General features: G+C 46.2%; 10 protein-coding genes and 1 pseudogene. 6 read left to right on the forward strand and 5 right to left on the reverse strand.

Annotated features, from left to right (window positions below; genetic code table 11):
* Window positions 1-149: 149 nt before the first annotated feature.
* The 4 genes from F6K37_RS15280 to F6K37_RS15295 all read right to left on the reverse strand — a co-directional run bounded on the left by F6K37_RS15280 (window position 150) and on the right by F6K37_RS15295 (window position 5,447).
* Complete coding sequence (locus tag F6K37_RS15280; RefSeq protein ID WP_009149223.1) at window positions 150-746, reverse strand: hypothetical protein; 597 nt, start codon at window positions 744-746, stop codon at window positions 150-152.
* A gap of 4 nt (window positions 747-750) precedes the next feature.
* The gene (locus F6K37_RS15285) at window positions 751-1,968 is read right to left on the reverse strand and encodes a type II secretion system F family protein (RefSeq protein WP_009149224.1); all 1,218 of its coding nucleotides are present in this window, start codon (window positions 1,966-1,968) and stop codon (window positions 751-753) included.
* Window positions 1,969-2,223: 255 nt separating this feature from the next.
* Entirely contained in the window at window positions 2,224-3,342 is a 1,119-nt protein-coding gene (locus F6K37_RS15290) for a type IV pilus twitching motility protein PilT (protein ID WP_009149225.1), read from the reverse strand.
* Between the two features lie 98 nt (window positions 3,343-3,440).
* Complete coding sequence (locus F6K37_RS15295) at window positions 3,441-5,447, reverse strand: GspE/PulE family protein (RefSeq protein WP_009149227.1); 2,007 nt, start codon at window positions 5,445-5,447, stop codon at window positions 3,441-3,443.
* A gap of 588 nt (window positions 5,448-6,035) precedes the next feature.
* On the opposite strand from F6K37_RS15295, the gene grpE reads away from it, so the two are divergent.
* The 6 genes and pseudogenes from grpE to iscB all read left to right on the forward strand — a co-directional run bounded on the left by grpE (window position 6,036) and on the right by iscB (window position 13,256).
* Window positions 6,036-6,833 (forward strand): nucleotide exchange factor GrpE, encoded by a 798-nt coding sequence (gene grpE, locus F6K37_RS15300; protein ID WP_009149230.1) that lies wholly within the window; start codon window positions 6,036-6,038, stop codon window positions 6,831-6,833.
* 148 nt (window positions 6,834-6,981) lie between these two features.
* Window positions 6,982-8,994 (forward strand): molecular chaperone DnaK, encoded by a 2,013-nt coding sequence (gene dnaK, locus F6K37_RS15305; RefSeq protein WP_009149231.1) that lies wholly within the window; start codon window positions 6,982-6,984, stop codon window positions 8,992-8,994.
* Window positions 8,995-9,192: 198 nt separating this feature from the next.
* Window positions 9,193-10,317 carry a molecular chaperone DnaJ gene (gene dnaJ, locus F6K37_RS15310; protein ID WP_009149232.1) on the forward strand — a complete coding sequence of 375 codons (1,125 nt, stop codon included), beginning with the start codon at window positions 9,193-9,195 and terminating at the stop codon, window positions 10,315-10,317.
* Complete coding sequence (locus F6K37_RS15315) at window positions 10,314-10,589, forward strand: sulfurtransferase TusA family protein (protein WP_009149233.1); 276 nt, start codon at window positions 10,314-10,316, stop codon at window positions 10,587-10,589. Before dnaJ ends, F6K37_RS15315 begins: the two co-directional genes overlap by 4 nt.
* Window positions 10,582-11,709, forward strand: a complete 1,128-nt coding sequence (gene rsgA / locus F6K37_RS15320) for a small ribosomal subunit biogenesis GTPase RsgA (protein ID WP_009149234.1) — start codon at window positions 10,582-10,584, stop codon at window positions 11,707-11,709. The genes F6K37_RS15315 and rsgA overlap by 8 nt, the downstream gene beginning before the upstream one ends.
* A gap of 250 nt (window positions 11,710-11,959) precedes the next feature.
* Window positions 11,960-13,256: pseudogene (gene iscB, locus F6K37_RS15325) on the forward strand (RNA-guided endonuclease IscB).
* Window positions 13,257-13,421: 165 nt separating this feature from the next.
* Here iscB and pheT read toward each other — a convergent pair.
* On the reverse strand, window positions 13,422-15,866 hold the full coding sequence (pheT, locus tag F6K37_RS15330) for a phenylalanine--tRNA ligase subunit beta (protein WP_287251034.1): 2,445 nt from the start codon (window positions 15,864-15,866) through the stop codon (window positions 13,422-13,424).
* Between the last annotated feature and the right edge of the window lie 73 nt (window positions 15,867-15,939).

Genomic DNA, 15,939 nt, shown 5'->3' on the forward strand with positions numbered 1-15,939 from the left:
CGCCCCGTAACGCACCACCTTTGGGCGAGCCCTCTTCTGTCTATAGCTCTAAAAAACGCTATAATAAAATAATTTCCTGATAATTACCCTTAATAAATATCTCCCCATCTCCCAAACTCCCCACCTCCCTATCTCCCCAAATTATTAAACTAAGCTGGTGGACTTTTGCTGGAGCAGCTGTCTGATGTTTCCTCCTGTTCCAGACTAATAGCATCGGTCGTTTGCAGCACAAATGGTAGACTAGCCCCTAGTAAGCCTCGCTGAATCCGTTGGGGTGTCTCTGGGAACACCACAAACAGGGGATAGATACGGTTTACGCCATCACTGAGAATGTGTTGATAGCCAGGAGGCATTAGCCATTCATAGTCTTTGTCTAGTAACACTTGGGTATGACGCCAGCGACTGAGCAAATCAGAAAAGTCTTCATGGGGGCGATGGATAAATAGAACAATCTCGATCTCCATCTTGACTTTCCATTCGGGATCACACATTACCATAGCTAGATCACAGGGTAAACCTACGGCTTCGGTGATCGTGCCATGGCTAACGCTTTTATGCCCTAAGGAGGATGGCGAGTGACGAATTCTCACCACTGGCAAGGGAATGGTGATCACACACTCATTAGGTCGGCGCATACTAGGAATCATTTCCAGGTAAGGTCGATAGGATTTAAGGAGTGCGATCGCACCATCATGGTTACTATACTCTGCTAGCCAAGCTTCGTAATCAGATTTGTGAACAGGCATCGAATTAGCCCATAGTTTCAAACACTTTAAACATTGGTAGATACATAGATATCAAGATCACACCAACCATGCCTCCCAAAACCACAATCATAATTGGTTCCAAGATACTAGTTAGTGCTTTAACCGCTTGCTCCACTTCATCTTCATAGAAGTCAGCAACTTTCATCACCATAGAATCCAACTCACCCGTCTCTTCTCCAATACTAATCATTTGAATTGCTAAAGGAGGAAAAATGTTTTCTCGTTGTAAAGCCAGGCTAATCATCCCACCCTGTTGAATCTCATTTTTAGCTGAGTTAATAGCATTAGAAATTACCTGGTTACCCGCTGTATCTCTTACAATATCTAAGGAATTCAGGATCGGTACTCCCGAACGAGTTAAGGAGCCAAACACTCGGCAAAAGCGAGCTACAGAGCCTTTTTCATTCAACTCACCAAACAGAGGTATTTTCAACTGCAATGCATCAATCTGTAACTTACCCATGGGGGTTTTATAGTAATATTTAAAAGCTGTAACTAATACAATTATAACAGCAATGGGAATCAATACTTTCCAACTTCTGAGGATGCCGCTCAACCATAACATAAACTTAGTTAAAGCTGGCAATTCCGTTCCTAAATCTTGAAATATCCCAGCAAAGATTGGGATCAGAAACATCGTCATTGCCAGAAAAACCAGTAGAGCTAAGAATCCTACCACACTAGGGTAAGCCATAGCTGATTTGATTTGGTTTTGCAGCCGATTCATATCTTCCAGCAGCTTAGCTAATCGGTTGAGCACTTCATCAAGGACACCCCCAACCTCCCCAGCTTGAACCATACTCACGTAAAGATTATCAAAACAATCTGGATGCTTACGCATAGCATCCGATAGATTAGTTCCTTGTTGTACCTCAGCACTGATGTTCATCAAAGCCTTTTTCAGCTTAGGATTAGAACACTGTTCCCCTAATACCCCAAGACAGCGGACGATAGCCACACCAGCATTAACCATAGCGGCAAACTGACGAGAAAAGACCGCTTTGTCTTTGATCGTGACATTGGTAAATTTTTCGGAAAGGTCTGAGAGGCTAAAGCTAACATCTAAGCTTTTCTTGACGCTGCCAACAGCAGAATACCGATTTTCTAGGATGCTGCGGGCTTGTTCAGGAGTAGCAGCTTCAATTTTTTGTTTTTTGGATTTGCCTGATTTGTCCCGAACTTGAGCAATAAAAGTAGGCATGGCTTTTTTCTAGATTAAGTCTAATCGCAAATTTTATCGATCCAGTCCCTGCTTTCTCTAGACTAGCGGTAAGCCGTTGGCCGTTGGCCACGCTTCGCGAACAGCCCTCAGCCGTCAGCTTAAAATAAACATCGATTGGGATAATTTAATATTAAGAGATTTTAGAGAATTGAAAGTCTGGGGAAAAGCCGATCAAAGCCTATGCTGATACGCGACACGCTGATACGCGACACGCTGATAGCTGATAGCTTACGACTAGCGGGTTGCCTTTGCTCTAGCGCCCTTAGCATTCATCCCTCCAGAACCAGCAAGGATACGTTGCAATTCGTCTGGTTTAGAACTTTTGCCAACTGCTGCTTCCAAAGAGATCAAGCCAGATTTCACCTGATAAGCTAAAGCTTGTTCCAGGGTCTGCATTCCCAATTTCATACCGGTTTGGATAGCAGAGTACACTTGAGACGTTTTTCCTTCCCGGATCAGGTTAGAAATAGCAGGTGTCACTACCATGATTTCCTGAGCCATCGTCCGACCAAACTCACCGGGTTTAGGGTTTTTCTTCGGTACTAGACATTGACTAAAGACTGCAATCAAAGAGTTAGACAGCTGAGCTCGGATTTGAGCTTGCTGTCCAGATGGGAACACATCAATGATCCTGTCTACAGTTTGAGCAGCTGAGTTAGTGTGTAGCGTTGCAAATACCAAGTGACCGGTTTCAGCTGCGGAAATAGCAAGAGCAATTGTTTCCATATCCCGCATTTCACCCACCAAAATCACATCCGGGTCTTCCCGCAGTGCCCCCTTCAGGGCATTGGCAAAGCTCTTGGTATCTTCACCTTTTTGACGTTGGTGAATCAAGCTCTTGATGTTAGGAAACACATATTCTATCGGGTCTTCCACTGTCAGAATATGTTCTGCCCGAGTGCGGTTAATTAAGTCAATCATGGCTGCTAGGGTAGTGGTTTTCCCAGAACCCGTGGGTCCGGTGACCAATACCATTCCCCTTGGTCGTTCACTCATCGAGCGCACCACATCCGGTAAACCCAATTTGTCAAAGTTAGGAATCTTGGAAGACAACGCCCTCAAGCAAGCCGCATAGCAACCCCGTTCTTTGTAAACATTGACACGGAAGCGAGCCAACCCCTTGACACCATAGGAACAATCAAGTTCCCAGTTTTGCTCCAATTCCTTACGCTGTGAATTGTTAAGCATACTGAAAATCAATCGCTGACAGGCTTGAGGGTTCAGGGATTCGTCATCAATGGGTTGGAGTTTACCACTGACGCGGAAGTAGACTGGCGCACCCGCTTGGATGTGCATATCTGACCCCCCCATCTCAATCATCTGCTCCATCAAGTCTTCAATCATCAGTTCCATAATCTTCTCTGCCTTAAAAACGTCAGTAGTCGTTAGTGATTAGTCATTACTCAAAATAAAATAGCCAATTGTTCATTAACAATGGACTAATAACTAAATTAATTTTGAAAACGGGGTGTCATACAGTAAGGACAGTCTAGCCACTCCGCCTGTAATTGAGCTGAGCAAGTGCCACAGGTCAGAGAACTCTTGCGTTTAGCTTTAATTTCTGTCTCTAAGCCGGAATCAGTAAAGGTTACTCGTTCGACTTCTTCAAAGGTGGTGTAACCTTCCTGTACCAAATTCAAGCTATAGGCTAATATGGTGATCATCCCTTCCTCTACAGCAGCTTCCTTAATCCTTTCCGTGGGGGCACCTTGGTTGATTAAGGCTTGCAGGTTCTCAGAGACGCGCATAACTTCATAAACACCAACCCTTCCTTTGTAACCAATACCATTACAGGTTTGACACAGTGTACCAAGTGCCCTAGCTTCAACGATTTGCTCTGGTGTCAGGGTATTGGCGCGATAGATGGTAATCTCCCCATCCCTAGAGGCGGACAGACCATAGCGCGCTAGTTCTGCCGAACTTGGTTGGTAAGAAATGCGGCAATTGGAACAAACACGCCGCATCAATCGTTGAGCCAACACTCCCAGCAAGGCACCGGAAACCATGAAGGGTTCAACACCCATTTCATCTAAACGAGCGATCGCACCAGCCGCATCATTAGTGTGTAGAGTAGTCAAGACTAAGTGACCAGTCAAAGCTGCTTCAATCGCCGTTTTGGCTGTTTCTTTGTCTCGGGTCTCACCCACCAGAATCACGTCCGGGTCTTGGCGCAGAAAGGCTCGTAGAATTGAGGCAAAATCCATGCCTTTTTCCCGAATAACCTGGACTTGGGTAATCCCAGGTAAGGAATACTCAATCGGGTCTTCTGCAGTACTAATATTAACCCCAGGGTCATTACGTTCAGCCAGAATTGAATACAAGGTGGTTGATTTCCCCGATCCCGTTGGACCCGTCACCAAGATTAATCCAAAGGGACGCTTAGCCATTTCCCTGACCAATTCTAAGGTGTCTGGGTCTGTGATCAACTTATCCAACCCCAACTGGGTGGATTCGTTATCTAGGATCCGCAGAACCACCTTTTCCCCATAACGACTGGGCAAGGTATTGACCCTAAAGTCAACTTTTCGCCCCTGGAACATACGCCGAATTTTACCGTCTTGGGGTAAGCGTCTTTCCGCAATGTCGAGATCTGCCATGATTTTGAAACGAGCCGCCACCGCTGTATGTATTCGCTGTGGTAAGGCATCAAAGGCTTGACGCAGTACCCCATCTTTGCGATAGCGCACCCGCAACTGCTCCTCTTGGGGTTCGATGTGAATGTCAGAAACCCCTTCTTGTAAAGCCTTAGCCAGGATTTTGTTAACCAAGTTGATGATCGGAGCCCCACCTGCCTCATTCAAAGAAGAATCTAGGTCTGCTTCCGCTTCCTCTGGGGCATCCTGTAAAGTATCGAATGAGCCTAAATTCTCTAAATCCTCCTTTACATCTACGGATTTTTGTTGATCTAGTTGCTTTTGCCGTGCCAACTGATCGTCAAGATACTGACTAATGATTTGCTGATAGTCTTCCTTAGTGATGACCATCCGTTGCAACTTGATTCCCTGAGGTCGTAGAATCCGATTCAAATCATCCTGGGCTTCTAGATCATCAGGAGAAACCATTGCCACCAAAACCGATGGCGGCTCAGTTTCATGCTTAGATATGGGGAGCAGGTGATAGCGACGGCAAATATCAATGGGAATCAGGGTTTCGATCAAGCCACCGACTTGCTGAGTGGAAATATCACTAATTTCCGGATCTAGAGACTCAACACCAAAAAGAACTTTTAGTTCAAACAACTGCTGCTTCTTGTATTGACGGATCAAGTCCGGTGGTAACTGACGTCCGGTCATTGCTTCGACGACTTCCGTCAGTGGTCTTCCGGACTTGCGAGTTTCCAGCATTGCTTGCTGCATCTGGTCAGCATTAACGTAACCAGCCTGAATCAGTTTATTGCCAAATGGAGAAAAATCGTTACGGACTACTAGGGCGCGTCGTTGAGATGAGGAGTAAGTCATGACGGAATAGGAGCTCTCCTTACTTTACACAGTATTCCCAAAAGCCTTATGTTAACTAACATAGGAGTGGCTGCCACTCTGGTTATTTTTACCTTTTAGTTAGATTGACGGACTAGAATAATTTGTCGCAGTTAAATATTGAATTATACATCATAATAAAAACTCAGTCAAGTCATTGGCTGTATAATTATTATCAACCCCTAATCCATCAAGGTGGTTCACAATCTCAGATGCTAGATTTTGATTAATGACTGATTTAGCCACAACATTCAACTATGCAACAAGACCAGCCAAAGTATGCAACAAGACCAGCCAACGGAAGTAGCGCCATCAAGGACAGTGGTAAGGGTACAGGCCATAAGGATCTGATCGGCTACACTTCCAACAGCAGCATTCTTGCTGACGGAGGTGTGGAAGACCACACAGTTGAGGTAAGTTTACGGTCGGAGTAACTCTCAATCAGGTTAGAAACCAATGCTATAGTCGTTAGACTGAACGTGGTTAGTTTACAAAATTTGCTGGAAAATTGGTTGGCTAGTAAGAAATTATAGATAAACTAGCACTTTATTGAATTGGGATGAGTGGAGCATGATTGACGAAGCAAAACAGTCAGATAACACTTCGCAGCAGACAAACGAAGAGTCCACCACGGTACTCGAAGACAATCATGAGGCGGAAGCGGTAGCCGTAGCATCTGACTCAGATGTCAACCCTGAAGCAGCACAACCAACTGAATCCCCTGCTGCTGAAGCATCTGAGTCAGGGCTCAACGACCAAGAAGCCCAGACCGATGTAGCTGCAACAGCTACTACCGATGAATCACCTACCGAGGACGATGCCAAGATTCTAGAAACAATCAAGCAGGAAAATCAAGCCCTGAAAGCTCAACTAGAAGAGCGAACTCAGCAATGTGACTCCTTTAAATCTCAATACATCCGGATTGCGGCAGATTTTGAGAACTTCCGCAAACGGTCAACTAAAGAGAAAGAAGACTTGGAACATCAAGTTAAAGGAAACACGATCACTGAGTTATTGTCAGTAGTAGATAATTTTGAACGGGCGCGTACCCAAATTAAGCCTCAAAATGATGGGGAAATGTCGATTCACAAAAGCTATCAAGGTGTTTATAAACAGCTGGTAGACAGTCTCAAGCGCCTTGGGGTTGCTGCGATGCGACCAGAAGGGCAAGAGTTTGACCCCAATCTCCACGAAGCGGTGATGCGAGAACCAACGGATGACTATCCAGAAGGAGTGGTCATAGAACAGCTAATGCGGGGTTATTTACTTGGGGAGCGGGTGCTGCGTCACGCTATGGTGAAAGTAGCTGCGGCGGCAGAACCACAGGAAACCTCGGAAGGTCAGAAGTCTGCTGAGGCGGAAAATTAGCTGCCATTGATTGGTTAACCTTCCTTTGGTGTCAGCCTCTGATCATCCTACCAAAAGGGATGTAGCACCAAGGGAAGTTCTATTATTTTGAGCAACTCAACAAAAAATCAAACTAAAATAACTTTACTAACCGTTAAGCTGCAACCCTATGGGAAAAGTTATTGGCATCGACCTAGGCACAACCAATAGTTGTGTTGCTGTCTTAGAAGGAGGTAAACCCATAGTCATTTCCAGCTCGGAAGGTGGGCGAACCACACCGAGTATTGTGGGATTTGGCAAGTCAGGGGAGCACCTAGTGGGTCAACTGGCCAAGCGTCAAGCAGTGACCAATGCGGAAAACAGTGTCTACAGTATCAAGCGCTTTATCGGACGTCGTTGGGATGAAACCGCTACAGAGCGTTCCCGTGTTCCCTATACCTGTGTTAAGGGTCGTGATGAGACGGTAGATGTAAAGATTCGGCATCGCGAGTACACCCCTCAGGAAATATCGGCCATGATCTTACAAAAGCTCAAGGCTGATGCTGAAACCTTTCTTGGGGAACCAGTGACTCAATCCGTGATCACAGTTCCGGCCTACTTTACCGATGCGCAACGACAAGCCACCAAGGATGGGGGTACCATTGCTGGATTGGAAGTGTTGCGCATTATAAATGAACCCACTGCTGCTGCTCTTGCCTATGGCTTAGATAAGTTGGATCAAGACCAAGTTATATTGGTGTTTGACTTGGGGGGTGGTACCTTTGATGTATCAGTTCTGCAACTGGGTAATGGGGTCTTTGAAGTAAAGGCAACGTCTGGTAACAATCACTTGGGGGGAGATGACTTCGATAACGTGATTGTCCGCTGGATGGTGGAAAACTTTAAAGCCAAAGAGGGCATCAATCTCACCCAAGACAAAATGGCTCTTCAGCGTTTGCGAGAGGCGGCGGAAAAGGCAAAAATTGAACTGTCTAGCATGGTAGCCACCCCCATCAACTTGCCCTTCATTACTGCTGATGAAACAGGACCAAAACACTTAGAGATGGAGTTGTCCCGGGCTAAGTTTGAAGAACTATCCAGGGACTTGATTAACGCAACTATAGAACCGGTAAAGCAGGCGCTCAAAGATAGTGACCTCAAGCCAGAGGACATTGACCGCATTTTGCTGGTAGGGGGTTCGACCCGTATCCCGGCGGTGCAGGATGCTATTAAAAGGTTTTTTAATGGTAAGGCTACCGATCGTTCGGTGAACCCCGATGAAGCTGTGGCATTGGGAGCAGCAATTCAGGCTGGTGTTTTGGGTGGGGAAGTCGAAGATGTCCTGCTACTGGATGTTACTCCCCTGTCCCTGGGTATAGAAACCTTAGGGGAAGTGTTCACCAAAATTATCGAGCGCAACACGACTATTCCTACCAGTAAGTCCCAGGTATTTTCCACCGCTACCGATGGACAAACCTCCGTAGAAATCCACGTATTGCAGGGGGAGCGGGCAATGGCTAGAGATAACAAAAGCCTGGGAAAATTCCTGCTGACTGGTATTCCCCCAGCTCCCCGTGGTGTCCCTCAAATTGAAGTCACCTTTGAAATCGATGTCAACGGCATTCTTAAAGTCGCTGCCACTGATCGAGGCACTGGGAAAGAGCAAAGTATTGTGATTACCAATACGGGGGGATTAAGTCCAGCGGAGGTGGAACGGATGCGCCGTGAGGCAGAAGACTATGCTGACCAAGACCGCCGTCGCATGGAATTGGTGCAACTCAAAAACCAAGCCGATAGCTTACTATATAACTATGAATCTACCATCAAAGACCATGGGGAATTGATTAGCGCTAACCTTCAGGCTCACGGATTAAAGGAGCAAGCAGATCAACAAAAGCAGCACCTAGACACCATAATGACAGACCCCTCAATTGAGGTCGAGGAGGTGAAAGAAGCTATTGAAACTTTGCAGAAAACTGTCTTGGAAATTGGGGGTATCATTTACGCCAGTGCCAGCTTTGGGTCAGACCCGGAATTTATCACCTCTGACGAAACAGTTCAAGATTCAAATTCCAACGACTCCAGCCAAAGAGAACCGGATGCTCTAGGAGAATTTGTGGTTGATTTTGAGGATGAAACCTTAGAGGTGAATGTTGACTACGAAGCAGTTGATTACGGCAACAGCTCTCTAACAGATAGATAATTTAATTCGCTGCTTTGACTAGCTCAAGCCGACCGCGAGAGTATGGTCACAGAAGCAGGTGGCAATCAGCTGATTTTTTTGATAGACAATGATATAGGATGCAGGTAATGCTGAAATGCGCTTATGGTGCTTTGATAGCAATAACCTGAGGAATAACAATAGCCCCTACTATGTAAATGGAATACCGATCAGCGCTCTATGGCTGACTATTATGATCTGCTTGGTGTCTCTCGTGATGCCGACAAAGATGAAATTAAACGTGCTTACCGTCGCTTGGCACGGAAGTACCACCCAGATGTTAACAAAGAACCAGGAGCTGAAGAGCGCTTTAAGGAAATTAACCGGGCTTACGAAGTCCTCTCAGAACCAGAAACTCGAGCAAGATATGACCGTTTTGGGGAAGCTGGTGTTTCCTCAGGTGCGGGAGCAGCCTACTCAGATTTTGGGGATATGGGCTTTGCTGATATTTTTGAAAGCTTCTTCAGCGGCTTTGCTGGTGGTATGGGTCAGCAAACTGGTCGTCGGCGTAGTGGCCCGGTGCGTGGTGACGACCTGCGACTAGACTTGAAGCTGGCTTTCAAGGAAGCTATATTCGGTGGTGAAAAGGAAATCCGCATTCCTCACCTAGAAACTTGTAAAGTCTGTAACGGCACAGGGGCAAAGCCAGGAACTCGACCCCGCACTTGCCCAACGTGTAACGGTTCAGGTCAAGTACGGCGTGCTACTCGTACCCCTTTTGGTAGTTTCACCCAAGTCTCAGTCTGTCCTACCTGTAACGGTGAAGGTCAAATCATTGAGGATAAGTGTGAAGCCTGTGGTGGTGCTGGTCGTAAACAAGAAACCAAAAAACTGAAAATCACCATTCCAGCAGGGGTGGATAATGGCACCAGGCTACGGGTTTCTAAAGAAGGGGATGCTGGATTACGTGCTGGTCCACCAGGAGACCTATACGTTTATCTATTTGTAAACGAAGACAGCCAGTTTCAGCGGGATGGCATTAACATTCTGTCTGAAATGAAAATTAGCTATTTACAAGCCATTTTAGGCTGTCTTATCGAAGCAGAGACAGTAGACGGTCCAGTGGAATTAACTATTCCACCCGGTACTCAACCCAATACTGTATTAACTTTAGAGAATCACGGTGTCCCCAAATTGGGCAACCCAGTCAGTCGGGGCGATCACCTAATCACGATTTTGGTAGATATCCCCACTCGAATTACCGCTGAGGAAAGGGAATTGCTAGAGAAGCTAGCGAAAATTAAGGGTGAGCGCACTGGTAAAGGTGGTATAGAAGGATTCTTGGGAGGGTTGTTTGGCTCATGAGTACACTAGCCTCCTCCCAGATCAGTTCATTACCTGATGATCAGCTGGATCTGCGGGGTACCCCTTGCCCGATTAACTTTGTTCGCACTAAACTATATCTAGAGAAAATGGCTCCAGGTGCCCTATTAGAAGTGTGGCTCGACCCAGGAGAACCCATTGAACAGGTTCCTGATAGTCTGACTATGGAGGGTTACCCGATAGAGGGCGTTGAAGAACGCGATCGCTATTTTGCTCTGAAGGTGCGTCGTCCACACCAGCATCTTCATGATTGAATTAGAATACACTAATTCATCAAACTTGTCAACCCCTTGGCTGGGTACCGTGCTGGCGGTTCAGGCAAATTTCTATCAGGTGCGTTTAGATCAGTTGAAGGTTGACAAGTTGGAGGTTGTAGGTTACGAAGATAACCTTCAAGCAAATAACCTACAACCTTCAAACCTCTTATGTACCCGTAGAGCCCGGTTGAAAAAAATTGGCCAGCAAGTCATGGTGGGAGACCGGGTTCTAGTAGAGGAACCTGACTGGGCTGGTGGACGAGGGGTGATTGCGGAAGTGCTGCCCCGGACAAGCCAGCTCGACCGCCCACCAATCGCCAATGCTCAGCAAATTCTGGTGGTTTTTGCTCTGGAAGAACCGACCCTGGATGCTTATCAGCTGAGTCGGTTTTTGGTGAAAGCAGAATCTACTGGTTTCAAGGTATGTTTGTGTCTGAATAAACTTGATTTAGTAACACAACAGCAACAGCAGGATTGGCAACAGCGTCTGGAAGCATGGGGTTATCAGCCAGTCTTGATCAGCGTTCATAATGGTACTTGTTTAGCACAACTGACTGACCTGTTGAGTCAGACAATCAGCGTTATGGCTGGTCTTTCCGGTGTCGGTAAATCGAGTCTAATTAATTATCTGATTCCAGCAACAAGGGTCCGGGTGGCAGCAGTGACTGGTAAACTGGGTCGAGGACGCCACACCACTCGCCATGTAGAATTATTTGAGTTGCCTAAAGGTGGTTTTTTGGCAGATACCCCCGGATTCAATCAGCCTGACTTGACTTGTTCTCCTGAGGATTTAATCTATTACTTTCCAGAAGCAAGAGAGCGTTTAGCCCAACACCGCTGTCAATTCAGTAATTGCCTACATCGGGATGAGCCAAACTGTGCTGTGCGAGGAGACTGGGAACGGTACCAGCATTATCTGGATTTTTTAGCAGAAGTGATCGCACGACAAGAGGCTTTGAAGCAAAAAGCTGATATCGAATCCAGTATGAAGTTAAAAATTAAAGCTTCTGGTCGGCGTCAATACGAACCTAAGCTAGAAACAAAAAAATACCGCCGTCGCTCCCGCCGTACTCAGCACCAGAACCTAGATGAACTCTATGACGATATGAGTCAATAACTCACCGCTAAGTCCTATGGGACTATAGCGGGAGCTTGTTAAAAGCTCGTAGTTGACCAGTCTAAGTTCTATAAGAACTACGTTATTCCTAAGTGTTAAAGTTCCTACCTGAGGATGCGTAGCTAGTCTTCAGCTCTAGAACCCGGTCGTTAAACAGGTGTATTTGGGTTAAGCCAGTGCGACTAGGAAAGTACCGAGGAATAACATTGACTAAGCTAACTTAACCCTAGTAATAGGAGTAAACACAATTATGCGTGTCTTTGTACTCAACAAGAACCGACAACCTTTAGATCCGTGTAAACCTGTAAGAGCTAGGATTTTACTTTCGTCAGGAAAAGCGAAGGTCTATCGTCGTTACCCATTTACCATAATTTTGACGGAGGAAATAAAACAGCCAATAACTCATAATCACCAGCTCAAAATAGACCCTGGAGCAAAAACAAGCGGTTTAGCTATTATTCAAGGAAAGCGAGTAATTTGGGGAGCAGAACTCACCCATAGAGGTTTTCAAATACGAGATTCTTTGATCTCTCGCAGGCAGTTAAGACGCAGTAGACGGAATCGTAAGACTCGATACCGCAAGCCCAGATTTCTTAATAGAACCAGACCAGAAGGTTGGCTAGCTCCTAGCTTAATGTCTAGAGTTCAAAACATTTTAACTTGGGTTGAAAGGTTGAGTCGATTGTGCCCTATTACCGGCATCTCTCAAGAATTAGTCAGGTTTGATACTCAAAAACTGCAAAATCCTGAAATATCTGGAATCGAGTATCAACAAGGAACACTTTATGGCTATGAACTCCGAGAATATTTACTTGAAAAATGGAATCGTAAATGTGCTTATTGTGGGACGACAGGAACTCAATTAGAAATTGAGCATATTAAGCCATTATCCAAAGGTGGCTCTGATTGGCCTTTCGGCCACGCTACGCGATCGAGTTTCTAATTTAGCGATTGCATGTCACCCATGTAACCAGGCTAAATCTAATCAAAACATTGAACTTTTCTTGTCTAAAAAGCCTAGTATCTTGAGACGCATACTAAGTCAAGCTAAACGCCCTCTGGCTGATGCGGCTTCTGTCAATACAACCCGATGGAAGTTGTACCACGATCTCAAGTCAACAGGGCTACCTGTTGAAGTAGGTAGTGGCGGATTAACCAAATTCAATAGGTGTAGTCAAAATCTTCCGAAAACTCATTGGTTGGATGCGGCAAATGTCGGGAAAGTCGAAACATTGATTATCGAAGTAACCAATCCTTTGATAATAACCGCCAAAGGACATGGCACTCGTCAGCTCTGTAGAACCAATAAGTATGGGTTTCCCACTCGTCATTGCTCCAGAATCAAATTTCACAAAGGCTTTCAAACAGGCGACATCGTTCGTGCTGTAGTAACCAAAGGAAAAAAGATCGGTACCTATATAGGACGGGTCGCAACCAGAAAATCAGGGTTTTTCAATATCTCAACTAAATCAGGATTGGTGCAGGGCATCAGTCACAAATATTGTCAATTTATTCACAGGAAGGATGGTTATGCTTATACGACTTAGATCCTGTCCTCCCTTTCCTGAGTGCCTGTCACCTGGGGGAACCCCAGGTGTTTATATGGCACGTCTCCCGCTAAATCTCGCGATTATAGCGGGAGACGACCGGGAGGCAGACAGATGAAGGATGAAGTATGAATACTTCATCCTTCAACCGTTTAACTTCTCCGTTTAACTTCTAAGGCTAACCCCAAATTTTTCCTCTAGGGCTTCTCGCACTTTCTGATGTACTGGCTCGACTTCTGCATCAGTAAGAGTGCGATCGCTAGCACGGTAGATTAGCCGAAATGCCAAACTTCTCTGTGCCTCAGGAACAGACTCCCCTTTATATTCATCAAACAATTGCACTGACTCCAACAAATTCCCCGCAGCTTTCTGGGTTGAACGTTCGATTTCTGCCACTGAGACTTGTAGTGGGGCAAAGAAGGCAATATCCCGGTCAATGGCTGGGTAGGTGGAATAGACTTGGAACCGGGGAGTCAGAATTTCATCGCGATCAAGAGCCTCTAGAATTAGATCCAAGTCCAAATCAAATACATAAACCTGATCGGGAAAACCTCTTTCTGAGCGTAGCTGGGGGTGCAACTGCCCAAATTTTCCTAATTTTTCACCTTGCAACCACAAGGATGCAGTGCGTCCTGGGTGAAGACGGGGATCGCTGTGGTCTGGTTGGTATTCTACTGTCAGACCGCAACGGGAAAACACACTCTCTAGTACTCCCTTAGCCTCGTACCAGGTCATGGGTTCGGAATGCCCTCCCCTGACCCAGTTACCTTGGGTGATATTTCCCCCTAAAATCCCGGCAATAGCATCAGCTTCTGCGAAACCCTCTTCTGGTCGCCAGAAGATCCGACCAATTTCAAAACCGTTGAGTACACCGTTGCCTTGCTCGATATTGTACTGACAGGCATCAATCAGCCCTGATAGTAAATCCGTCCGTAGGGATGAGTATTCCGTAAACAGGGGATTATCGAGACGAATTTGGGTCTGTTCCTCTGGCTTGACCAAGGAATACTGGACTAATTCGGTCAACCCAACTGCACGGAATTGCGATCGCAGTTTTCGCTTTAAAAATTCCTCAGCAGATAGATAACCTGGTTCAGTCTTGTCTGGTAAGCTATCACAGAAGTTGTCATAGCCGTAGAGACGGGCAATTTCTTCAATTAAATCAATTTCCCGCTCTAAATCCCGGTAGCGGTAGGGCGGTACAATCACTTTCCATTGGGGAGAATCTTCGGTGCAGCGCGGTTGTAGTTGACATCCGAGGGCAGTAAGGATTCTTTCCACATCTTCTGGCAGGATTTCCCCAAGCTCCTCTGCCTCATTAACTGGTCCTAAAATCTGATTGACACGGTCAAGACGTAACTCAATCGAACGTGCCCAAGTGGAGGGGTCAGGGCGCTGGTCAGCAATACTCTGGGTTGTGGGGGTACCAGCAGCTAACTCAGTAATTAATGCGATCGCTCTTTTACAAGCAATATCCAATTCTGCTTGATTGACACCACGCTCATAACGGGCAGATGATTCTGTCCGTATGCTTTGACTGCGGGAAGAACGACGAATAGTCACTGGATCAAACAGTGCTGCTTCCAAAACAATAGTTTGGGTGTTGTCGTTCACTTCTGTGGCTTCCCCACCCATAACCCCAGCCATAGCAACCGGTTGGTCGTTAGCTGTGATCAGTAACGCTTGTGGTTCCAGGGAACGGGTTTGACCATCAAGAGTAGTCAGGGATTCCCCACTGTTAGCAAAGCGGACACCAATGGTCAGGTTTTCGACCCCAGCAACAGCTTGCAAGCGTTCCCGGTCAAAGGCATGGAGGGGCTGACCCCATTCCAAGAGAATGTAATTAGTGACATCCACTACATTATTAATCGGTCGCACTCCAGCGGCTTTCAAGCGCTGTTGTAACCAATCCGGAGAAGGACCAATCTTCACCCCTTCAATCACAGTGCCAATATAGGCGGGGCAAGCTTTCGGTTCAGATACTTTCAAGGTCAAGGCATGGGATGCTTCTGGAATAGACACCTCAACAGTTTCTGGCAAGCTTAAGGATGCCCCAGTTAAGGCCACTACTTCTCTGGCCACGCCCACCATACTTAGAGCATCCGCCCGATTAGCCGTAGACGTAACATCAAGAATGATATCAGTTAACCCCAGTAAAGGACGAGCATCACTGCCTAGGGGTATAGTTTCTGCCTCGAAAATATGAATGCCAGCGGATTCCTTGGCCAAGCCCACTTCTGCTAAGGAACAAATCATCCCTTCTGAGCGAACACCTCGCAGTTTTGAGGCGCGAATTTTCAAATCAATAGTTGGTAGGTAGGTTCCGATGGTGGCCACCGGCACGTAAATGTCTGGTCGGACATTCGACGCACCACAAACAATATTCAATGGGTCACTCCCACCAATATCCACTTGACAAACCCGAAGCTTATTTGCATTAGGGTGAGGCTCTACCTCCAGAACCTTGCCAATCACCACGCCATCGGCCAGGGTTCCCAGGTCTTCAATATCTTCTACCTCAAACCCAGCCATAGTTAAGGTTTGAGCTAGCTCTTCTGGTGTCAGAGTTACCTCTACTAGTTCTCGCAGCCAGTTTAACGATATACGCATGGACTCCTAAATTTTTTTGCTGAACTCTAATATAAGGTAATAAATAAGGTGCAAGTTGCCGGTTACTTCCACC

Origin of the sequence: Moorena sp. SIO4E2 (genome assembly GCF_010671945.1) — a bacterium.
Taxonomy (GTDB): Bacteria; Cyanobacteriota; Cyanobacteriia; order Cyanobacteriales; family Coleofasciculaceae; genus Moorena; species Moorena producens.